The organism is Pseudomonas sp. LABIM340 (assembly GCF_040017195.2).
Lineage (GTDB): Bacteria > Pseudomonadota > Gammaproteobacteria > Pseudomonadales > Pseudomonadaceae > Pseudomonas.
In genome coordinates, this window is the sequence record NZ_CM200227.1 from 3062594 (window position 1) to 3084266 (window position 21673).

The 21673-nt window shown below is 66.7% G+C and carries 17 protein-coding genes; 10 read left to right on the plus strand and 7 right to left on the minus strand.

Annotated features, from left to right (window positions below; genetic code table 11):
* Window positions 1-172: 172 nt before the first annotated feature.
* The 4 genes from ABKS89_RS14220 to ccoN form a co-directional block, all read right to left on the minus strand.
* A complete protein-coding gene (locus ABKS89_RS14220) occupies window positions 173-1033 on the minus strand; it encodes a LysR family transcriptional regulator (RefSeq protein WP_138216795.1) in 861 nt (286 codons plus the stop codon).
* Window positions 1034-1107: 74 nt separating this feature from the next.
* Window positions 1108-2241, minus strand: a complete 1134-nt coding sequence (locus tag ABKS89_RS14225; protein WP_348588966.1) for an HPP family protein — start codon at window positions 2239-2241, stop codon at window positions 1108-1110.
* Between the two features lie 123 nt (window positions 2242-2364).
* On the minus strand, window positions 2365-2568 hold the full coding sequence (locus ABKS89_RS14230; RefSeq protein ID WP_138216793.1) for a hypothetical protein: 204 nt from the start codon (window positions 2566-2568) through the stop codon (window positions 2365-2367).
* A gap of 11 nt (window positions 2569-2579) precedes the next feature.
* A complete protein-coding gene (gene ccoN / locus ABKS89_RS14235; RefSeq protein WP_138216792.1) occupies window positions 2580-4025 on the minus strand; it encodes a cytochrome-c oxidase, cbb3-type subunit I in 1446 nt (481 codons plus the stop codon).
* 381 nt (window positions 4026-4406) lie between these two features.
* Here ccoN and ABKS89_RS14240 point away from each other — a divergent pair, with 381 nt between their 5' ends.
* The 7 genes from ABKS89_RS14240 to ABKS89_RS14270 all read left to right on the plus strand — a co-directional run bounded on the left by ABKS89_RS14240 (window position 4407) and on the right by ABKS89_RS14270 (window position 13303).
* Complete coding sequence (locus ABKS89_RS14240; RefSeq protein ID WP_138216791.1) at window positions 4407-4778, plus strand: DUF6306 domain-containing protein; 372 nt, start codon at window positions 4407-4409, stop codon at window positions 4776-4778.
* Between the two features lie 264 nt (window positions 4779-5042).
* Window positions 5043-5783, plus strand: a complete 741-nt coding sequence (locus ABKS89_RS14245; RefSeq protein ID WP_348588965.1) for a FadR/GntR family transcriptional regulator — start codon at window positions 5043-5045, stop codon at window positions 5781-5783.
* Window positions 5784-5921: 138 nt separating this feature from the next.
* Window positions 5922-6833, plus strand: coding sequence for a 5-dehydro-4-deoxyglucarate dehydratase (gene kdgD, locus ABKS89_RS14250; protein ID WP_081519705.1), 912 nt, complete (start codon window positions 5922-5924; stop codon window positions 6831-6833).
* Between the two features lie 13 nt (window positions 6834-6846).
* Window positions 6847-8286: an aldehyde dehydrogenase family protein gene (locus ABKS89_RS14255; protein ID WP_348588964.1), complete on the plus strand. Its 1440-nt coding sequence runs from the start codon at window positions 6847-6849 to the stop codon at window positions 8284-8286.
* 542 nt (window positions 8287-8828) lie between these two features.
* Window positions 8829-10193 (plus strand): MFS transporter, encoded by a 1365-nt coding sequence (locus ABKS89_RS14260; RefSeq protein WP_081519707.1) that lies wholly within the window; start codon window positions 8829-8831, stop codon window positions 10191-10193.
* Between the two features lie 32 nt (window positions 10194-10225).
* The gene (gene garD, locus ABKS89_RS14265; RefSeq protein ID WP_348588963.1) at window positions 10226-11782 is read left to right on the plus strand and encodes a galactarate dehydratase; all 1557 of its coding nucleotides are present in this window, start codon (window positions 10226-10228) and stop codon (window positions 11780-11782) included.
* A gap of 153 nt (window positions 11783-11935) precedes the next feature.
* Window positions 11936-13303, plus strand: a complete 1368-nt coding sequence (locus ABKS89_RS14270) for an OprD family porin (protein WP_348588962.1) — start codon at window positions 11936-11938, stop codon at window positions 13301-13303.
* Between the two features lie 298 nt (window positions 13304-13601).
* Here ABKS89_RS14270 and ABKS89_RS14275 read toward each other — a convergent pair whose 3' ends face one another.
* Together ABKS89_RS14275 and ABKS89_RS14280 are read right to left on the minus strand one after the other, a co-directional pair.
* A complete protein-coding gene (locus tag ABKS89_RS14275) occupies window positions 13602-16328 on the minus strand; it encodes a cation-transporting P-type ATPase (RefSeq protein ID WP_348588961.1) in 2727 nt (908 codons plus the stop codon).
* A 209-nt stretch (window positions 16329-16537) separates the two neighbouring features.
* Window positions 16538-17101 carry an AraC family transcriptional regulator gene (locus ABKS89_RS14280; protein ID WP_138216784.1) on the minus strand — a complete coding sequence of 188 codons (564 nt, stop codon included), beginning with the start codon at window positions 17099-17101 and terminating at the stop codon, window positions 16538-16540.
* A 215-nt stretch (window positions 17102-17316) separates the two neighbouring features.
* On the opposite strand from ABKS89_RS14280, the gene ABKS89_RS14285 reads away from it, so the two are divergent.
* Window positions 17317-18228 (plus strand): LysR family transcriptional regulator, encoded by a 912-nt coding sequence (locus ABKS89_RS14285; RefSeq protein WP_348588960.1) that lies wholly within the window; start codon window positions 17317-17319, stop codon window positions 18226-18228.
* A gap of 244 nt (window positions 18229-18472) precedes the next feature.
* A complete protein-coding gene (locus tag ABKS89_RS14290) occupies window positions 18473-19465 on the plus strand; it encodes an MBL fold metallo-hydrolase (protein WP_138216782.1) in 993 nt (330 codons plus the stop codon).
* Here the strand turns inward: ABKS89_RS14290 and ABKS89_RS14295 are convergent.
* Window positions 19455-20330, minus strand: a complete 876-nt coding sequence (locus tag ABKS89_RS14295; protein WP_348589119.1) for a LysR family transcriptional regulator — start codon at window positions 20328-20330, stop codon at window positions 19455-19457. The two genes, ABKS89_RS14290 and ABKS89_RS14295, sit on opposite strands and share 11 nt — an antisense overlap.
* 134 nt (window positions 20331-20464) lie before the next feature.
* Between ABKS89_RS14295 and ABKS89_RS14300 the strand changes: the two genes are divergently transcribed.
* Window positions 20465-21673, plus strand: coding sequence for a YbfB/YjiJ family MFS transporter (locus tag ABKS89_RS14300; protein WP_348588959.1), 1209 nt, complete (start codon window positions 20465-20467; stop codon window positions 21671-21673).

Below are 21673 nucleotides of genomic sequence, written 5' to 3' on the forward strand. Positions count from 1 at the left end.
AGGTCAAGGTAACACCCGGCATACGCCTCCTTGGCGCGACAGCCAAGGGCCGGGAACCTGGGGAGGACAAGGCGTGGCATCTGTAGGGGCGAGCCTGCCTGCCATGGTTGTCCGGGCGGGGCTTGCGGGCGGGCTCGTCCCTACGGCGGCCGGCAGTATCCGTTCATCGATCTCAGATCATCGGGTCCCAGCGCTGCGACCAGTCCGGGTCCTGCGCCACCACCTCGCGCAGCAGCGCGAAGGCCTGCTGCAGCGCCTGCGAATCGCGGTCCCGCGAATACACGAGATAAGTCGGGTAGCTGAACTCCGGCGCCTTGGGCACGCGGCGCAGCACCTTGCGGTCGAGGTAGCTCTGCACCACCCGCGTGCGGAAGTAGCCCGAGCCGCCGTTCTCCAGGATGTACTGCAACGCCAGCGGGCCGAGGTTGAACGATACCGGCGCCTTGGACAGCTCCGGCAGGGCGCTGTCGTGCTGCTGGCGGAAGCCTTCGCCCCAGTCGATGTAGACGTAGGGCTCGGGGTTCTGTGCGCGCACCAGGATCAGCTTCTCCTCCAGCAACTGCTCTACCTGCATCCCCGGCCAGTAGGTCGGCTGGTACACGAGCGCGGCGTCCAGCACGCCCAGCTCCAGCTGGCGCAGCAGGCTCTGGCCGTCGCCAATCTCGGCGCGTACCGCGTGGTCGCCGATCGCCTGGCGGATTCGGCTGACCCAGCGCAGCATCAGCGGGTTGCACAGGCTCACCTCGCCGCCGATGTGCAGCACGTTGTGGATGCCTTCGGGCAGCGGCAAGTCGCGCTGGGCGGCTTCCCAGGTCTGCAGGATCTGGTTGGCGTAGGTGACGAAGGCCTCGCCGTCCGGCGTCAGCCGGGCGCCGGCACGGTTGCGCACGAACAGCGTGCAGTTGAGGTGCGCCTCGAGCTTCTGCACCCGCGCAGTGACGGCGGTCTGGGTGACGTGCATGCGTTCGGCGGCGGCCACGAAGCTGCCGTGGCGGACGATTTCCAGGAAGGTGCGGGTGAGGTCGATGTCCATGCGAGAGCTTCTGCGCGAATCAGGCGGCCAGTGTAACGGAAAGGGCGGTTAGCCCAGGTTAACTGAAAGCGCGGTCAGCCCAGGTGACTGAGCAGGTCACGCTCCAGCGCGGCGATCAGGTCGGTCTGGGTGATCACGCCCACCAGCTCGCCGCGTTCCAGCACCGGCAGGCAGTGCAGGCCGTGGTCGGAGAGCAGCGGGATCAGCTCCACCGCATGGGTGTCGGCGTCCACATGCAGCACCGGGCGGGTCATCACCTCGCCCAGCAGGCGGTCGCGGCGCAGGCCGATGCCGCCCAGCAGGCGTTTCCACCAGACGCCCCGGGGTACCAATAGGTCGATCAGGCTGACGATGCCCACCAGCCGGCGCTCCTCGTCGAGTATCGGCAGGGCCTTCAGGTGATGCTTCACCAGCAGGCGCAGGGCGTGGCTGAGCGGGGTTTCCGGCGAGGCGCAGATCAGGTCGCGGGACATCACCTCCCGCGCGCGGGTCTCGCCCATGCTGCGGCGCAGGGCGTGGCGCTCGGTGCTGCGCACCAGGCGCTCGAGGTCGTCGCGAGTGATGTCGACAAAGCCCTCAAGCTCGTCCAGCGCCTGGTCGAGGTCGGCGGCCTGGATGCCGACCCGCGCGCCGGGGGCCGGGTCCTGGGTCTGGTGGTTGTCCGGCGCGAGGCTGCGGCGGCGCGGGTAGGGCATGCGTGTCAGGTTGTTGAACAGCAGCGCAAGCAGCACCAGGCCGAGGCCGCCGCTGATTGCCGGCAGCGATGCCATCCACACCGGCTCGCCAGGTGCGGGTGAGGCGAAAACCATGCAGAAGGCCAGCGCACCGCCCGGCGGATGCAGGCAGCGCAGCGGGTACATCAGCAGCAGGCTCAGCCCGAGGGCGAGGGCCGCGCTGGCGATGCCGGCGGGCAGGAATAGGCCGATCAGCAGCGCCACCAGCGAGGCGCACAGGTAGCTGCCGATCACCGACCAGGGCTGGGCGAGGGCGCCGGAGGATACGGCGAACAGCAGCACGGCCGAAGCGGCCCAGGGGCCGGCGAAGTGCAGCGCCACCGAGGAGCCGAACAGCAGGCCGCAGGTGGCGGCGCTGAGCAGGAAGCCCAGGCTGGCGCCGAGCGAGGCGCGCAGCCATTCGCGCGGGCGGGTGTGGGGAATGTCGGGCAGGTACGCGGCGGCACGGTGCCGCCAGCCGGTGAGGGCAGGCATCGGAAGGTCCGGGGAGCGAAGTCTGAAAAAAACGGGCTCTCGCGGGGAAGAGCCCTGCAAGGTGCCAACATCGGCACTCGGGGAGGCTCCGTCCATGGAGCAGGAAATCGAGAGAGCGGGAAATCAGGCGCGCATTCGGTAAGGCGGAGGCGGCTCCGGCAGCGGCTGGACGACCCTTTCGCAGTGCCGGCCGGTGGCCGCGCTCATGCGCCGCGCGGCATCCGGGTCGTCGGCGAAGGGCAGCAGCGCCGCCTGTTCATCGTCGTGACGGCAGGCACGCCAGCAGGCGGTGGCACAGGCGATCAGGCCGATAAGGCTCAGTGACATCTGCGTATTCCTCAGGCCGCGGCCGCTTCGAGGTTCGATACCGGCTTGCCGGCGCGCACCGTGGCCCAGGTGTTCCAGGCCATCAGCAGCATGCCGCTGGCAAAGGTCGAGCCGCCGATCAGGCGCACGATGTAGCCCGGATGGCTGGCCGCCAGCGCCTCGACGAAGGAGTAGGTCAGCGTGCCGTCCTCGTTCACCGCGCGCCACATCAGGCCCTGGGTGATGCCGTTGACCCACATCGAGGCGATGTACAGCACGGTGCCGATGGTGGCGAGCCAGAAGTGCGCATTGATCAGCCCGACGCTGTGCATCTGCTCGCGGCCATACAGCTTCGGGATCATGTGGTAGAGCGCGCCGATGGAGATCATCGCCACCCAACCCAGGGCACCGGCATGCACGTGGCCGATGGTCCAGTCGGTGTAGTGCGACAGCGAGTTCACCGTTTTGATCGCCATCATCGGCCCCTCGAAGGTGGACATGCCGTAGAACGCCAGCGAGACCACGAGGAAGCGCAGGATCGGGTCGGTGCGCAACTTATGCCAGGCACCGGAGAGGGTCATCATGCCGTTGATCATGCCGCCCCAACTGGGCGCCAGGAGGATCAGCGACATCACCATGCCCAGCGATTGCGCCCAGTCGGGCAGGGCGGTGTAGTGCAGGTGGTGCGGGCCGGCCCAGATGTACAGGGTGATGATCGCCCAGAAGTGCACAATGGACAGGCGATAGGAGTAGATCGGCCGCTCGGCCTGCTTGGGCACGTAGTAGTACATCATGCCGAGGAAGCCCACCGAGAGGATGAAGCCCACCACGCTGTGGCCGTACCACCACTGGATCATCGCGTCGGTGGCGCCCGAGTAGAGCGGGTAGGACTTGAACAGCGTCACCGGGATCGCCAGGTGATTGACCACGTGGACCATCCCGGTGACCACGATGAAGGCGCCGTAGAACCAGTTGCCGACATAGATGTGGCGCACCTTGCGGCGGGCGATGGTGCCGAAGAACAAGTAGGCGTACACCAGCCAGAGGAAGGTCACCCAGACCGCGATGGGCCATTCCATCTCCGCGTATTCCTTGGACGTGGTGATGCCCAGCGGGTAGCTCACCAGCATCGCCACCAGGCTCGCCTGCCAGCCCCAGAACAGCAGGTTGGCCAGGCTGTCCGAGATGACACGAACACGGCAGGTGCGCTGCACCACGTAGAAGGAAGTGGCGAACAGCGCGCTGCCGCCGAAGGCGAAGATCACCAGGTTGGTGTGGATCGGCCGGATGCGCCCGAAGCTGGTCCAGGGCATCTCCAGGCTCAACTGCGGCCACACCAGCTGGGCGGCAATGAACACGCCCATGAGCATCCCGAGGATGCCCCAGCCCAGGGTGGTGAGAGTGAAGCGGCGAACGATGTCGTAGTTGTATTCGGCGTCGCGGGGGGTGTGCTGATCGAGGGGTATCGCGCTGTCCATCTTGATTCCGTCGTACTCCGGTTGACTGACGGCTCCCTGGCCACTCGAGAGTGCTAAGCGTTGCTTAATCGGCGAAGAGGCAAGGTAGGAGGCAATTCGCCGCAGGGAGCCCGATCAGTCTGAACAGCGCAGATGGATGCAACAAACGAATAATAATGCTGCATAAGTGCAGTTATTTTGATTTCAAGGTTGAGTGCTGGCACGCGGCCGCTCTGCGATGCCTTGTCCGGGGTCAAGGCCGACGAGCGGCGCAGCGGAAATGAAGAGGTACGACTCGGGCTGGATGTATTCGGAAAATTGCAGCGTCAGTGCAATTCAATTCATTTAAAACCGATTCGCGAGACGGTCTAGGATGGGCCTTCGCGATGACCTGGGGGCTTCATGTCCGACGATCTGATTGACTGGTTGCAGACCCTGATGCGCGCCGAGCGTGCCGGTGCACGGGTGATGCTCGACAGCCTGCGCCAGGCCGACGAGGTTGTGGCACGTAACCGTCTGGAGCGTTTGCACCAGGGCGAGGCGGAAAGCTGCCGACGCCTGCGCCGCTGCCTGGAACGCCTGGGCGCCACGCCGGATACCGGCGTCGGCGACTTCCACGCCAGCGCCATGGCCATCGAAGACCTGGAACTGCGCTTCGACTTCATCGGTCGCGGCCAGCGCTGGGTTGCCCGACAGATCACCCAGCGCCTGCCGGAGATCCATGAGCCCTGGCTGCGCGAGGAGCTGGAGGCGGTGCTGCGGTTGCATCAGTGAAGCCCTGCTGCAGATTGCGGCGGAATCGGCAACTACCGGGAAACGCCGGCGTCCACCTGTAGGAGCGCGCCATGCGCGCGATCGCGGGCACGGCCCGCTCCGACAGGGAATGCCCGTGCCTGAACCGGTACGAGCTAGCTCGCGAAGCGCACAGAGCGGCATTGGTGAGGGCAGGGCAGAGTCATCGCACAACCGGGCGACCATGGCCGGGCGCCATCCCAATGTTGTACGATGACTGCCTCTTCATCTATTCCAGCGACCGCCATGCCGACCAGCCCGCTTCCCCGCAAACGCCCTCGCAGCCTCGCCCATGAGGTGGTTGCCGAGCTTTCCGCGCGTATCCGCGATGGTCGTATCAAGCCCGGTGACAAGCTGCCCACCGAGTCGGCGATCATGACCGAGCAGGGCGTCAGTCGCACCGTGGTCCGCGAGGCGATCTCCCGGCTGCAGGCCGCAGGGCTGGTGGAAACCCGCCACGGCATCGGCACCTTCGTGCTGGACACGCCCAAGGACGGCCCGTTCCGCATCGACCCGGCGACCATCGTCACCCTGCGCGACGTGCTGGCCGTGCTGGAACTGCGGATCAGCCTGGAGGTGGAGTCCGCCGGGCTCGCCGCCCAGCGCCGCAGCCCCGAGCAACTGCAGGGCCTGCGCGATGCCCTGGATGCCCTGGAGGAGAGCCAGGCCAACGGCCGCGACGCCGTGGCCTCGGACTTCCAGTTCCACCTGCGCATCGCCGAAGCAACCGGCAACCGTTACTTCACCGACATCATGAGCCACCTGGGGGCGAGCATCATCCCGCGCACCCGCCTCAACTCCGCGCGCCTGGCCCATGACGACCAGAGCCACTACCTGGCGCGGGTCAACCGCGAGCACGAAGACATCTTCGACGCCATCGCCCGCAGCGACACCGACGCCGCCCGCGCCGCCATGCGCCTGCACCTCACCAACTCCCGCGAACGCCTGCGCCGCGCCCACGAATCGGCCGAAGAAAAACTCGGCTGACGAGCGGACGGAAGAAAAGGTTGTCTGACGACTTGTCGGCTTTTGTTTGTAGTTGTACGATGACCGACAACATGACGCCATAAGCCGATTGTCGTTGCACCTCTTCCTATAAAAATTCGCTTTGCAGGGTGATCGCCAATGAATCCACAAGAACTGAAGTCCACCCTTTCGTCCGGTCTGCTGTCGTTCCCCGTGACGGACTTCGATACCCAGGGCAACTTCCGCGCGGACACCTACGCCCGCCGCCTGGAGTGGCTGGCCCCTTACGGCGCCAGTGCACTCTTCGCGGCCGGCGGCACCGGCGAGTTCTTCTCGCTGGAGCCCAACGAGTTCTCCTCGATCATCAAGACCGCGGTGGATACCTGCCGTGGCCAGGTACCGATCCTCGCCGGTGCCGGCGGCCCGACCCGCCAGGCCATCGCCTACGCCCAGGAAGCCGAGAAGCAGGGCGCCGCCGGCATCCTGCTGCTGCCGCACTACCTGACCGAAGCCAGCCAGGAAGGCCTGGTGGCCCACGTCGAGCAGGTCTGCCGTTCGGTGGACTTCGGCGTGGTGGTCTACAACCGCAACGTCTGCCGCCTCAATGCCGACAGCCTGGAAAAGCTGGCCGACCGTTGCCCGAACCTGATCGGCTTCAAGGACGGCATCGGCGAGATCGAGCCGATGGTCGCCATCCGCCGCCGCCTGGGCGAGCGCCTGACCTACCTCGGCGGCCTGCCGACCGCCGAAGTCTACGCGGCGGCCTACAAGGCGCTGGGCGTGCCGGTGTATTCCTCCGCTGTCTTCAACTTCATCCCGAAGACCGCCATCGATTTCTACAACGCCATTGCCAGCGACGACCACGCCACGGTCAACCGCCTGATCGACGACTTCTTCCTGCCGTACCTGGCCATCCGCAACCGCTGCGAAGGCTACGGCGTGAGCATCATCAAGGCCGGCGCCAAGCTGGTTGGCCATGACGCGGGCCCGGTGCGCGCACCGCTGACCGACCTCACCGGCGAAGAAGTCGAGATGCTCGACGCGCTGATCAAGAAACTCGGCCCGCAGTAAGCCGGAGGTCCCCGTGGCACATCAGTATTCGCACTACGTCGACGGCCAGTGGCTGGCCGTCAGCGACGCAACCCCGAACCGCAACCCGTCTGACCTCTCCGACGTGGTCGGCGACTACGCGCTGGGCGATGCCGCGCTGGTCAACCAGGCAGTGGAGGCGGCCAGCGCTGCATTCCCGGCCTGGTCCAACAGCAACGTACAGGCCCGCGCCGATGCGCTGGACAAGGTCGGCAGCGAGATCCTCGCCCGCCGCGCCGAGCTGGGCGCGCTGCTGGCGCGGGAGGAGGGCAAGACCCTTCCCGAAGCCATCGGCGAAGTCGGCCGCGCGGGGAACATCTTCAAGTTCTTCGCCGGTGAATGCCTGCGCCTGGCCGGCGACCTGCTGCCCTCGGTACGCCCCGGCGTCAGCGTCGAGGTGACCCGCGAAGCGGTGGGCGTGGTCGGCTTGATCACCCCGTGGAACTTCCCCATCGCCATCCCCGCGTGGAAGATCGCCCCGGCCCTGGCCTACGGCAACTGCGTGGTGCTCAAGCCCGCTGATCTGGTGCCCGGCAGTGCCTGGGCACTGGCGGAAATCATCTCCCGCGCCGGTTTCCCCAATGGCGTGTTCAACCTGGTGATGGGCCGCGGCAGCGTGATCGGCGAAGCCCTGGTCAACCACCCGCAGGTGGACGCTGTGAGCTTCACCGGCTCGGTCGGCGTCGGCCGCCGCATCGCCGCGCAGTGCGTGGCCCGTGGCGCCAAGGTGCAGCTGGAGATGGGCGGCAAGAACCCGCAGATCGTCCTCGACGACGCGGACCTCGCCAGCGCCGTGGAGCTGTCGGTGCAGAGCGCCTACTACTCCACCGGCCAGCGCTGCACCGCGTCGAGCCGGCTGATCGTCACCGAAGGCATCTACCCGCGCTTCGTCGAAGCCATGGTCGAGCGCATGCGCCGGATCAAGGTGGGCAACGCGCTGCAGGACGGCATCGACATCGGCCCGGTGGTTTCCGAAGCGCAGCTGCGCCAGGACCTGGACTACGTCGAGATCGGCCGCAACGAAGGCGCGCGCCTGCTGTTCGGCGGCGAGCGCCTGTCGCTGGCCACCGAGGGCTTTTACATGGCCCCGGCGCTGTTCGACGAGACCACCCCCGACATGCGCATCAACCGCGAGGAAATCTTCGGCCCCGTGGCCAGCATCCTCAAGGTGAAGGACTACGACGAAGCGCTGGCCCAGGCCAACGCCACCGAGTTCGGCCTGTCCGCCGGCATCGCCACCACCTCGCTCAAGCATGCCGCGCACTTCAAGCGGCACGCCCAGGCCGGGATGGTGATGGTCAACCTGCCTACCGCCGGGGTGGATTACCACGTGCCGTTCGGCGGTCGCAAAGGTTCGTCCTACGGGCCGCGCGAGCAGGGCCGCTACGCCCAGGAGTTCTACACCACGGTGAAGACCGCCTACGTCGGCGCCTGACCGATAGCAGTACCCGCGGGTGGCGCCTGCCAGCGCCATCCGCTGCACAAGACATGACCTGAACCCCGACACAAGAACAAAGCAGGGGAAATACCATGACCATCGACTGCCCGCCGTCGACACGTACCCGCGAACCCAGGCGCTGACCGCGCCCAGAGCTGTCCCACTCCGCTCAACTTCGCAGGTAGGTCGTCATGCAGAACCGTCCGATCTCGCACCGCCGCGCCACCGTGCGCCGGCTTTCCCCGCGCCAGTTACCTGGCCGCGCCGTGTCGTCTCGCCTGCTCGCCAGGCGTCCGGCGGGGCCCTTTTCTTCGCTCCACGCTCTCTCGCTGTACGCCATCCGGCTGCCTGCCGGCCGTGGCGCGCTATCTGCTGTGTCGCTCGCCGCTGTGCCCAGCGCGCGAGTCGGAACGGACGTACCGGCCGCGCCCGCCGTACGTCGGCAAGGAGGCGGTAACGGCTCGCTACGACGGGCCGGCTGATAATCTGGCCGGCCTGCGCCGGTCGCTCCCATAACAACAAGACACGAGACGCAATCGATGAGCCAAGCAACCGCCAAACCGACGCATGTGCGTTACCTGATCCTGCTGATGCTGTTTCTGGTAACCACCATCAACTACGCCGACCGCGCCACCATCTCCATCGCCGGCTCCAGCCTGCAGAAGGACCTGGGCATCGACGCGGTCACCCTGGGCTACATCTTCTCCGCCTTCGGCTGGGCCTATGTGGCCGGGCAGATTCCCGGCGGCTGGCTGCTCGACCGCTTCGGCTCGAAGAAGGTCTACGCCGCGGGCATCTTCATCTGGTCGCTGTTCACCTTCCTGCAGGGCTTCGTCGGCTATCTGCCGGTGGCCAGCGCGGTGATCGCACTGTTCCTGCTGCGCTTCATGGTGGGCTTCGCCGAGGCGCCGTCCTTCCCCGGCAACGCGCGCATCGTCGCCGCCTGGTTCCCCACCGCCGAACGCGGCACGGCCTCGGCCATCTTCAACTCTGCGCAGTACTTCGCCACCGCGCTGTTCGCGCCGATCATGGGCTGGATCGTCTTCCACTTCGGCTGGGAGCACGTGTTCGTGGTGATGGGCGTGCTGGGCATGGTCTTCGCCGGTATCTGGATGAAGACCATCTACAACCCCAAGGAGCACCCGCGCACCAACGCCGCTGAAATCGCTGCGATCGAAGCCGGCGGCGGCATGGTCGACATGGACCAGAAGCGCGCCAGCGACGGTCCGAAATGGCACTACGTCAGCCAGCTGCTGCGCAGCCGCATGCTGCTTGGCGTGTACCTGGGGCAATACTGCATCAACGCCATCACCTACTTCTTCCTCACCTGGTTCCCGGTGTACCTGGTGCAGGAGCGCGGCATGTCGATCCTGAAAGCCGGCTTCATCGCCTCGCTGCCCGCGCTGATGGGCTTCCTTGGTGGCGTGCTGGGCGGGATCATCTCCGACTACCTGCTGCGTCGCGGCCATTCGCTGACCTTCGCCCGCAAGCTGCCGATCGTCTGCGGCCTGCTGCTGTCCACCACCATGGTGTTCTGCAATTACGTCGATGCCGAGTGGATGGTGGTCGGCTTCATGACCCTGGCGTTCTTCGGCAAGGGCCTGGGCGCGCTGGGCTGGGCGGTGGTGGCGGACACCTCGCCCAAGCAGATCGCCGGTCTCTCCGGTGGTCTGTTCAACACCTTCGGCAACCTCGCCTCGATCACTACGCCGATCGTCATCGGCTACCTGATCAGCGCCACCGGCTCGTTCAAGTGGGCCCTGGTGTTCGTCGGCGCCAACGCGCTGGTGGCCGTGCTGAGCTACCTGTTCATCGTCGGCCGCATCGAGCGTGTGGAGCTGCGCGAAGAAGACCCAAAGGGTCGCCAGGTGCCTGAAAAACGTCTGGCCCCGGCCAATTCCTGAGCAGTTCCGGGGGTATTTCGGAGATGAGTGTCATGCAGTTGATCCCGCACCAGGACTCGCCGCGCTACGTGAAATTGCACGCGGACGATAACGTCGCCATCGTCGTCAACGACCAGGGCGTCGCCGCTGGCGGTCGCTTCCCGGATGAGCTGGTGGCCGCCGAATCGATCCCGCAGAGCCACAAGGTGGCGCTGGTGGATATCGCCGAAGGCGCGCCGGTGCTGCGCTATGGCACGGTGATCGGCTATGCCCTGGCGCCCATCGCCAGGGGCCGCTGGGTCACCGAGCAACTGCTCAGCCTGCCGGAGCCGCCGGAGCTGGACGCGCTGCCGCTGGCCACCGAGGTGCCGCCCACTGCCGAGCCGCTCACCGGCTACAGCTTCGAGGGTTACCGCAATGCCGACGGCAGCGTCGGCACGCGCAACCTGCTGGGCGTCAGCACCACGGTGCAGTGCGTGACCGGTGTGCTGGACCACTGCGTGGAGCGTGCCCGCCGCGAGCTGCTGCCCAAGTACCCGCACGTCGACGACGTGGTGGCGCTGACCCACAGCTACGGCTGCGGCGTGGCGATCAACGCGCCGGATGCGATCATCCCGATCCGCACGCTGTACAACCTGGCGCGCAACCCCAACCTCGGCGGCCAGGCGCTGGTCATCGGCCTGGGCTGCGAGAAGTTGCAGCCGGTGCAGCTGATGGACGGCGACGCACTCACCGCCGGGCAGGACGAGGCGCAGTGGCTGTACCGCCTGCAGGAGTCCGGCAACGGCTTCCAGGGCATGGTCACGCAGATACTGGAGCTGATCGAGGAGCGTCTGGTAGTCCTCAACCAGCGCCGCCGCGAGACGGTGCCGGCCTCGGAATTGGTGGTGGGCATGCAGTGCGGCGGTAGTGATGCCTTCTCCGGCGTCACCGCCAACCCCGCGCTGGGCGTCGCTGCCGACCTGCTGGTGCGGGCCGGAGCCACGGTGATGTTCTCCGAGAACACCGAGGTGCGCGACGGCATCCACCTGCTCACCGCACGAGCTGCCAACCGCGAAGTGGCCGAGCAACTGGTCGCCGAGATGGACTGGTACGACCGCTACCTCGCCCGTGGCATGGCTGACCGCAGCGCCAACACCACGCCCGGCAACAAGAAGGGCGGGCTGAACAACATCGTCGAGAAGGCCATGGGTTCCATCGCCAAGTCCGGCAGCAGCGCCATCGCTGGTGTCATCCCACCGGGCGCACGGGTGAAGGGCAGGGGGTTGCAGTACTGCGCCACCCCGGCCAGCGACTTCATCTGCGGCACCCTGCAACTGGCCGCCGGCATGAACCTGCACATCTTCACCACCGGGCGCGGCACGCCCTACGGGCTGGCCATGGCGCCGGTGATCAAGGTGGCGACCCGCACCGAACTGGCCGAGCGCTGGCCGGACCTGATCGACGTCGACGCCGGCCGCGTCACGTCCGGGCGCATGACCCTGGACGAGCTGGGCTGGGAAATCTTCCAGCTCTACCTCGACGTGGCCAGCGGCAAAGTCCACACCTGGGCCGAGCGGCATCACCTGAACAACGACCTGGTGCTGTTCAACCCGGCTCCGGTGACCTGATCCGCATCTGAACGCCCGCAGCGCTGCCAGACGCTGCGGGTAGCCCTGAGCTTGCCCGTTCGCGAGCAAGCTCGCTCCTACAAAAACCTCGCGTCTGCCCGCACCACTGGGACGGGCGGCGCTCACCCTGAAATCCACGACCCGGAGACAACAATGAAAAACTCCACCCTGGGCGCTGCCATCGCCTGCGCCGCCCTCGGCCTTCTCGTGCCCGCCGCCCAGGCTGCCGGCTTCATCGAAGACAGCAAGGCCAGCCTGACCCTGCGCAACTTCTACATCAACAGCGACAACCGCAACGGCACAGCCGAACCGAGCCGCCAGGAAGAGTGGGGCCAGGGCTTCATCCTCAACTACGCCTCGGGCTACACCCAGGGTACGGTTGGGCTGGGCGTCGACGCCATCGGCCTGCTCGGCATCCGCCTCGACAGCGGCGGTGGCACCCATTACGAATCCGCCAGCCAGCAGGCCGGTACGGTATTCCCGTCGAAAAGCAACGGCGAGGCGGTGAATGACTTCAGCAGCTTCGGCCCGACCCTGAAGGCGAAGATTTCCAGCACCGAACTGCGCTACGGCACCCTGATGCCCAAGCTGCCGGTGGTGACCTACAACGACGGTCGACTGCTGCCGGGCACCTTCGAGGGCGGGCAGGTGACCAGCACCGACATCGACAACCTCAGCCTGGTGGCCGGCAAGCTGGAGCACACCCGTGGGCGCAACTCCAGCGACTGGCGCGGCATGTCGATCCAGGGCGCCAACAGCGGCGCCACGGCCCGCGACAGCAACGAGTTCTACTACGCCGGCGGTGACTACAAGCTGAGCAAGGACCTGACGCTGCAGTACTACTACGGCCAGCTCAGCGAGTTCTACCAGCAGCACTTTCTCGGCCTGCAGCACAGCCTGAACCTCGGCCCCGGTGTGCTGAAGACCGACCTGCGCGCCTTCGACAGCGATTCCGACGGCAAGAATGGAAGCGCCTCCGGACGCGCCGATGGCTACCTCTCCAGCGGCTACTACGGCAATCGCGTGACCAAGGGCGAAGTGGACAACCGCGCCTACAGCGGGATGTTCACCTACAGCCTGTCCGGGCACAGCCTCGGCGCCGGCTACCAGGTCATGAACGGCGACAGCGACTTCCCCTACCTGAACCGTGGTGATGGTGCCAGCGGCAGCGCCTACCTGATCACCGACGTGCAGATCGGCAAGTTTCTGCACGCAGGCGAACGCACCTGGGTGGCGCGCTACGGCTACGACTTCGCCCAGACCGGCCTGCCGGGTCTGACCTTCGCGGCGATCTACCTCAAGGGCGACGACATCAGGACCGCCAGCGGCGACCAGGGCGAATGGGAGCGCGACCTGACGCTGTCCTACGTGATCCCCGAAGGCAGCTTCAAGGGTCTGGGCTTCTCCTGGCGCAACGCCATGTTGCGCAGCGGCCTGCCCGCCAGCGGCTCCGGCACCCCGACCCAGCGCGACCAGGACGAGAACCGGCTGATCGTCAGCTACACCTTGCCGCTGCTGTAAGTTCAGGAGTGCACAGACCGTAGGGCGCATAACCTGGAACAGGTTATCCGCCGTCGCCTCCACCAGTGGCGGATAACGCTGGCGCGTTATGCGCCCTACGAGACCGAGGGCGAGCTGACGGCGGACCTTGTCCGCCGTTCGCGGGCATGGCCCGCTCCTACAGGGTGCACCGTGCTCTTGTAGGAGCGGGCCATGCCCGCGAGATCCCCGCGACGAGTTTCCAAGGAGCAAGAAAAAAGGCCCCTCGCCGGATTGGCGAGGGGCCTTTTCGCGGACAAGGTCCGCTACGTCAGTTGCTTCATCCGCGCGAAGCCTTCCAGCGACGGATCACCAGCTTCTCCAGCTCCACCGCGAAGAACACCGCGATACCGATACCCAGCGAGATCAGCCAGCCGCTGAAGGGCAGGGCGACGGTGTGGAAGGCGGTCTGCATGAAGGGCACGTAGATCACGAAGCACTGCAACAGGATCAGCGCCAGGGTCACGGTGAGCAGCGCGGCGTTGCGCAGCAGCGCCATGTTCAGCGAGAACTCTTCCTGCAGGCGGCAGTTGAACAGGTAGGCCCACTGCGCCGTGACCAGGGTGTGCAGGATCATGGTGCGGATGTGGTCGGTGTCCTGGCCGTTGCTGACCATCCAGGCTTCCAGCAGGAAGGCCGCGGCGGTCAGCAGGCCGCCCACGTAGAGCACCCGCCAGACCGCGAAGCCGTTGAGGATCGACTCCTTCGCGTTGCGCGGCGGCCGGCGCATCATCCCCGGCTCGCCAGGCTCGAAGGCCAGGGCGAAGGACAGGGTGGTGGAGGTCGCCATGTTCATCCAGAGGATCTGCAGCGGCGCCAGCGGGATCACCGCGCCGGCGAGGATCGCCATGACGATCAGCAGGCCCTGGGCCATGTTGGTCGGCAGGATGAACAGCACGGTCTTCTTCAGGTTGTCGTAGACCCGGCGGCCTTCGCGAACGGCACCGGCGATGGTGGAGAAGTTGTCATCGGTGAGCACCATGTCGGCGGCTTCCTTGGTCACCTCGGTGCCCTTGATGCCCATGGCGATGCCGACGTCGGCCTGTTTCAGCGCCGGGGCGTCGTTGACCCCGTCGCCGGTCATGCCGACCACTTCCTCGTTGGCCTGCAGCGCGCGCACCAGGCGCAGCTTGTGTTCGGGGCTGGTGCGGGCGAACACCGAGTACTGCATGGCGAAGGCTTTCAGCTGCGTGTCATCGGCCTGTTCCAGCTCCTGGCCGGTCATGGCGCGCAGGTCGTTGCCCATGCCGAGCATGCCGGCGATGGCCACGGCGGTATCGGGGTGGTCGCCGGTGATCATCTTCACCTGGATGCCGGCGCGCTTGCACAGCGCGATGGCCTCGATGGCCTCCGGGCGCGGCGGGTCGAGCAGGCCGGCGACGCCGAGGAAGATCATGCCGTCCTGCACGTCCTCGTGGTCGATCACGCCGTCATCGGGCTGCACCGGCTTGTAGGCGGCGGCGAGCATGCGCAGGCCTTGCCCGGCGATGAAGCTCATCTCGCGCTCCCAGTACTCGCGATCCAGCGGCTCCACGCCGTTGGCGCCGAGCTGCTGCTGGCACATGCGGAGCAGCACGTCGGGCGCGCCCTTGAGGTAGACCAGGCTCTGCCCGGCGACGTCGCAACGCCGCGCCATGTACTTGTAGGCGGAGTCGAAGGGAATCTTGCCGAACTTCTGGAACTCGATCTCCGGCAGGTTCGCCTTGCGCGCCAGGACCTTCAGCGCGCCCTCGGTGGGCCCGCCGACCACGCCCCAGCGGCCTTCGTCACCCAGTTGCAGGCTGCTGTCGTTGCAGATGTCCACCGCGCGGATGAAGGACTCCAGCGCGGAGTGCTGCGACCAGTCCAGTTCATCGCTGGTGCTGCCGAAGGTGATGCGGCCCTTGGGCTCGTAGCTCTGGCCTTCCACCGCATAGATGCCGTTGGCGAGCAGCACGCTCTTCGCGGTCATCTCGTTCATGGTCAGGGTGCCGGTCTTGTCCGAGCAGATCACGCTCATGGCACCCAGGGTTTCCACGGTGGGCAGCTTGCGGATGATCGCCTTGTTCTGCGCCATGCGCTGCACGCCCAGCGACAGGATGATCGAGACGATGGCCGGCAGGCCCTCGGGCACCGAGGCCACCGCAAGGCTGATCAGCGACAGCAGCAGCTCGCCGAATGGGTAGTCGTGCCAGAAGAAGCCGATGATGAACAGCACTACCATCATGCCGATGATCAGCTGGAAGATGCGCTTGCCCAGCTCGGCGATCTGCCGCAGCAGCGGCGTCTCGCCCTCGTCGACGTTGGCGATCAGCTTGTTGATGCGCCCCAGTTCGGTGGCCGGGCCGGTTTCTATCACCACGCCGCGCGCGTTGCCGGCGCTGACGTTGGTGCCGGAGAAACCGAGGTTGGTGCGGTCGGCCAGCAGTGCTTCCTGGTCCAGCGCGTCGGCGTGCTTGCCCACGGTGAGGGATTCACCGGTGAGCATGGATTCCTCGACCTGCAGGTGGTGCACGTCGAACAGGCGCACGTCGGCGGGAATCTTGTCGCCGGGGCGCAGGATGACGATATCGCCGGGTACCAGCTGGGCGGCGTCCATCTCGATCTTCCTGCCGTTGCGCACCACGTGAGCGGTGCTGCTGAGCATGCCGCGCAGGGCGGCGAGGGATTTCTCCGCCTTGTTCTCCTGGAAGAAGCCGATGCCCGCGTTGATCACCGCCACCAGCAGGATGACGATGGTGTCGGTCCAGTGGCCCATCAGCGCGGTGGCCACGGCGGCGGCCAGGAGGATGTAGATCAGCACGTCGTTGAAGTGCCGGGCGAAGCGCAGCCAGAGGGGATCGACCTCCTTGGCCGGCAAGGCGTTGGGGCCGACGCGCAGCAGCCGCGCCTCGGCTTCGTCGGGGGAAAGGCCTTCCGCGCTGGTCTGCAGATCGGCCAGGGTCTGGTCGACGCTCTTGCGGTACCAGTCGGTGCTTTGGGGTTCGGTGCTTCGCGGTTTGCCGTCGGTGGTTTGCTGTGTAGTCATGCGCTGACTCCCGGCTCCTGCCTGTTGGGAAAATGGGACTGTCCCCAGACTAGACCGCGGGAATTACACCGGAACTGTCATACCTCAAAGTTCTTCGATTCCTGGCTGAACGCTTCCTGAACGACGTAGGAATCGTGCATAAGCGGGCCAGCACCGGAACACACCTATAGGAGCGGGCCACGCCCGCGACCGCGGACAAGGTCCGCGCATCAACCTGGCGACGAACCCGTCGCCACTTCTTCCGTCCCACCCACCCGGCAAGCCTGCCGCCATCGGTTCGGCGTGCAGCCCACCAGCTTGCGGAAGCTGCGGCAGAAGTGCGACTGGTCGGCGAAGCCGCATTCCTGGCCGACCTGGGAGATCGGCGCGTCGCCGCTGGCCAGCAGCTCGCGGGCGCGGTCGATGCGCAGGCGCAGCGCCCATTCCCGTGGCGCGAGCCCGGTAGCCTGCTTGAAGGCGCGGGAAAAGTGGCTGCGCGACATGCCGCATTGCTCGGCGACGTCGGCGATGTACAGGCGGCTGAGCAGGCTGCCGGCGAGGATGCCCTTGGCCTTGCGTTCCTGCCAGGGGGCAAGGGCCAGGCGTTCGCAGGTGTCAGCTGCATCGTTGCAGGGCTCGGGCACCTGGTAGTGTTCCAGCAGGTGCTGGCAAAGGCGTTGGCTGGCCTGGTGGAGGCCGTCGCCCTGGTTTTCCAGCTCCTCCATGAGCTGCAGGACCAGGCGGTGGGTCTGGGGGGCGAGCATGGTCGCTACCTGGTGGGCAGGTGCGGGCATGGCGTCTCTCTTCTGGTTTTATCGGCGGCCGAAATGCCGCTCCGGAATGTAAAAAATTCAAGGTAAATCAAGGTGATCCGATGCTCAATCGGATTAAGCCAGACGGTGCGTGAATAAGCACACACGTCCAAGAAAAACGCCCCGTTTCATGATCGACTGGCGCGGCCCTCGTCTTGTGCAAAGATGCCCACTCCCACCGCCCCGAGCGACCAGCCATGAACCGAAACGACCTGCGCCGCCTGGACATGAACCTGCTGGTGATCTTCGAATCCCTGATGCTGGAGCGGAACCTCACCCGCGTCGGCGAGAAGCTGTTCATCACCCAGTCCACCGTCAGCGCCGCTCTGGCGCGCCTGCGCGACCTGTTCGACGACCCGCTGCTGGTACGCGCCGGCCGCGCCATGGAACCCACCAGCCGGGCGCTGCACATCTTCGAGGAGCTGCGCCCGGCGATGGACGTGATCTCCGCCGCGGTCAGCCGCGCCAAGACCTTCGAACCCGAGAGCAGCTGCAATATCTTCCGCCTGGGCCTGTCCGACGACGCCGAGTTCGGCCTGTTCCCCGCGCTGCTGGCACGCCTGCAGCAGGAGGCGCCGAACATCACCGTGGTGGTGCGCCGCGCCAACTTCCTGCTGATGCCGGCGCTGCTGTCCTCCGGCGAGATCACCGCCGGGGTCAGCTACACCACCGACCTGCCGGCCAACGCCAAGCGCCGCAAGCTGCGCGATATCGGCGTGAAGGTACTGCGTGGCGATGATCGCCCCGGCCCGCTGACCCTTGACGAATACTGCTCGCGGCCGCACGTGATGGTGTCCTTCTCCGGCGACCTGAACGGCGCCATCGACCTGGACCTGGAGCGCATCGACCGCCGCCGCCGCGTGGTACTCGCCGTGCCCCAGTTCGGCAGCCTGCGCGCGCTGTTGCGCAACACCGAGATGATCGCCACCGTTCCCGACTACGCGGCCTGCGCGCTGGTGGAGGACAGCTGCCTGCGCGCCGAAGACCCGCCGCTGGAGATCAAGCCGGCCGAGCTCTCGCTGGTCTGGAGCGCCGCCCACGACAACGACCCGGCCGAACGCTGGCTGCGCGAGCGGATGGTCGAGTACATGAGCGTACCGGTGCCCTGAACCGGCACAGGGCTTTTGCAGGAGGGGTGGAGCGCAGCGATACCCATCCTGCTGGTGCATGGGATTGATGGGTATCGCTGCCCTCCACGCCATCCTACGGCGTGTTTCTCCTGAGAGCTCACCAGGCCCCTTGTAGGAGCGGGCCATGAACCTCTGCGACCGAGCACTTCGGCACAGACGTCCAAGAATCGCCCGGCCAGATCGGAGCAGCATGGCGCCACCATTTCCCAAGGAGGCGCCGACCATGCCGGCATCCCGCAGCAACCACTGCTTCCCGCTACTGGCCAGCGCATTGCTGGTCTCCACCTTCGCCTGCGCCGAACCGCCGGCTTCGCCGAAGATCCAGGCGCCGGGCTATTTCCGCCTGGCCGTGGGTGATTACGAAGTCACCGCGCTCTACGACGGCTACAACGACCTGTCTCCCGGCCTGCTGCAGGGGCTGAGCCGCGAACGCATCCGTGCGCTGCTGGCGCGCAGTGCCATGAATGGCGAGCGCGTGCAGACCAACTTCAATGCCTTCCTGGTCAACACCGGCAAGCACCTGGTGCTGGTGGACAGCGGCGCCGGCCAATGCATCGGCAGTACCGCCGGGCATCTGCTGGAGAACATGAAGGCTGCTGGCTACGCACCCGAGCAGGTGGACAGCATCCTGCTCACCCACATGCACCTGGACCATGTCTGCGGCCTGGTGGATGCGAAGGGCCAGGCGCTGTTCCCCAACGCCACCGTCTACGCGGCGCAGGCCGAGGCGGACTACTGGCTGGACGAGAAACGCCGTGACCAGGCGCCGGAGAAGGCCCGCGAGTTCTTCGAGGTGGCGCAGCATTCGCTGGCGCCGTACCGCGCCGCCAACCGCTTGCAGACCTTCGTGCCGCCGGCCTCGCCGCTGCCGGAACTGAAGACCGAGGCCACCAGCGGCCACACGCCGGGCAGCACCAGCTACCGCTTCGAATCCGACGGCGCGGCGATCGTCTTCATCGGCGACCTGATCCACAACGTCGCTGTGCAGTTCGCCCATCCGGAGGTGGCGATCCGCTTCGACACCGACCCGAAGCAGGCCGTGAAGGCCCGCGACGCCGAGTTCGGTGCGCTGGCGAAGAACGGCGCGTGGGTCGCCGCCGCGCACTTGCCGTTCCCCGGCATTGGGCATGTCACCCGTGACGGCAAGGCGTTCAACTGGGCTCCAGCAGTTTATGGCCCCTACCAGCGCGCGCAGAAGGTGCCATTCATTCAGTGACGGGCAGTGCGAACGCTCGCGCGATGGCGTCGATCACCGCCCGTACCCGCGCTGTATGGCGCACGTCCTTGTGGGTCACCAGCCAGACGTCGTAGGGCAGGGGCGGGCGCTCCGGCCACAGGCGGACCAACCCGTCTGCCTCGCCCAGCTGAAGTGGCAATTCCCCTACGCCGAGGCTGGCGGCCAGGGCGCGGCGGACCATGAAGCCGGAAGTACAGGTCATGACAATGCGTCCGTGGATGATCGGCTCGGATGCGAGGAACACTTCCTTGCCTGCGTCGATATACGGCTGATAGACCACCAGGTCGTGCCCGGCGAAGGCAGTCCCCGGCTCGGGAGTTCCGCGCTGCTCGACATACTGCGCGGCGGCGAACAGCCCACTGCCCCAGCGCGCCAGACGCCGCACGATCAGGTCAGGGTTTTCCGGCTGGTGGGTGCGTACGGCGATGTCGGCTTCGCGCTTGCTCAGGTTGAGCATCTGCGTGGAGGTCTGCAGCTGCACCTCGATGCCCGGTTCCTCGCGGTGCAGGGCGGCGACCGCGGGGATGATGAAATCGGCGGCGAAGGAGTCGGTGGTGGTGACCCGGACCACGCCGCTCATGCGGTCGTCCATGCCGAGGATCCGCCGTTGCAGCTCGGCGGCGGACGACTCCATGGTCTGTGCCGCCTCCAGGGCGATCTCGCCGGCGGCGGTCAGGCTGTAGCCGGCCGAGGTGCGCAGGAACAGCGTCGCCTCCAGCGAACGTTCCAGCGACGCCAGGCGCCGGCCCACGGTCGCCTGGTCCACCGCGAGCACGCGGGCGGCGCCGCGCAGGGTCTGCTCGCGGCACAGGGCGAGGAACACCCGCGCATCGTCCCAGTTCATCATGGCTAAATCCTCGTGATGCAGAAGTGCAGTGCTGGCATGAAAACTCGCTGCATTATTTCATCTACGCGCGACTTTATGATCCCCCCATCACCACTCAACGGCGCCGCCCTGACGGCGCGATAGGGGTTGTCATGAATACCGATGCTTCCCGCCTCGCCAGCCGAGGCTCCCTCTGGTTGCCGATCTGGGCGGGCCTCTGCGCCAGCCTGGTCGGCATCGGCCTGGCGCGTTTCGCCTACACGCCGCTGATTCCGGCGCTCATCGAGGCGCACTGGTTCTCGGCATCCGCCGTGGTTTACCTGGGCGCTGCCAATCTCGCGGGCTACCTCATCGGGGCGCTGGCCGGGCGCCCGCTGGCGGCGCGCTGGTCGAACACGGCGGTGCTGCGCGGCATGATGCTGCTGGTGACGCTGTCGTTCTTCGCCTGCGCATGGCCGCTGAACCAGGCGTGGTTCTTCTTCTGGCGGCTGGTCTCGGGGATTTCCGGCGGGGTGATCATGGTACTGGCCGCCAGTACCATCCTCCCGCACGTGGTCGCCAATCGGCGCGGGCTGGCAAGCGGGGCGATCTTCCTCGGCATCGGCCTGGGCATCGCCGCCTCCGGCACCCTGGTGCCGCTGTTGCTGGCACTGGGGCTGGTACAGACCTGGCTCGGCCTCGGTTTGTTGGCCCTGGTGCTCAGCCTGAGCAGCTGGTTCGGCTGGCCACAGGAGCAGGCTCATCCCCAGACGCACAGCGTTGAGGGCGCGCGCGCCTCGGCGGGCATCTACGTGCTGTTCGCCCAGTACGCGCTGATGGCTGCGGCACTGGTGGCGCCGATGATGTTCCTGGTGGACTACGTGGCCCGAGGCCTGGGCGCCGGCACCCACGGCGGCGCGCTGATCTGGACGCTGTATGGCGTCGGCGCCATCGTCGGACCGGTGGTCTACGGTTTTCTCGCCGACCATCTCGGCGCGCGAGCGGCGATTCGCCTGGTACTGGTGGCGCAACTGATTGCCCTCGGCCTGCTGCTGGAAACCGGTGACCTGCGCCTGCTGGGCCTGGCGAGCCTGGTGATCGGCTCGTTCCCGCCGGGGATCGTGCCGCTGGCCCTGGCGCGGGTGCACCAGTTGGTGCCCGGTCACGCCGCGCAGAACGCCACCTGGAGCCGAGCGACGGTGTCCTTCGCCAGCTTCCAGGCCATCGCCGGTTACGCCTACTCGGCGCTGTTCAGTGCGAGCCACGGTCATTACGCGCTGCTCTTCGCGGTGGCGGCGGGAGCCATAGTGCTGGCCCTGCTGATGGAAACGGCGCTGCTGTTCAAGGCGGCGCCTGAAGCCGGCGCCCCGGCCAGCGTCTGA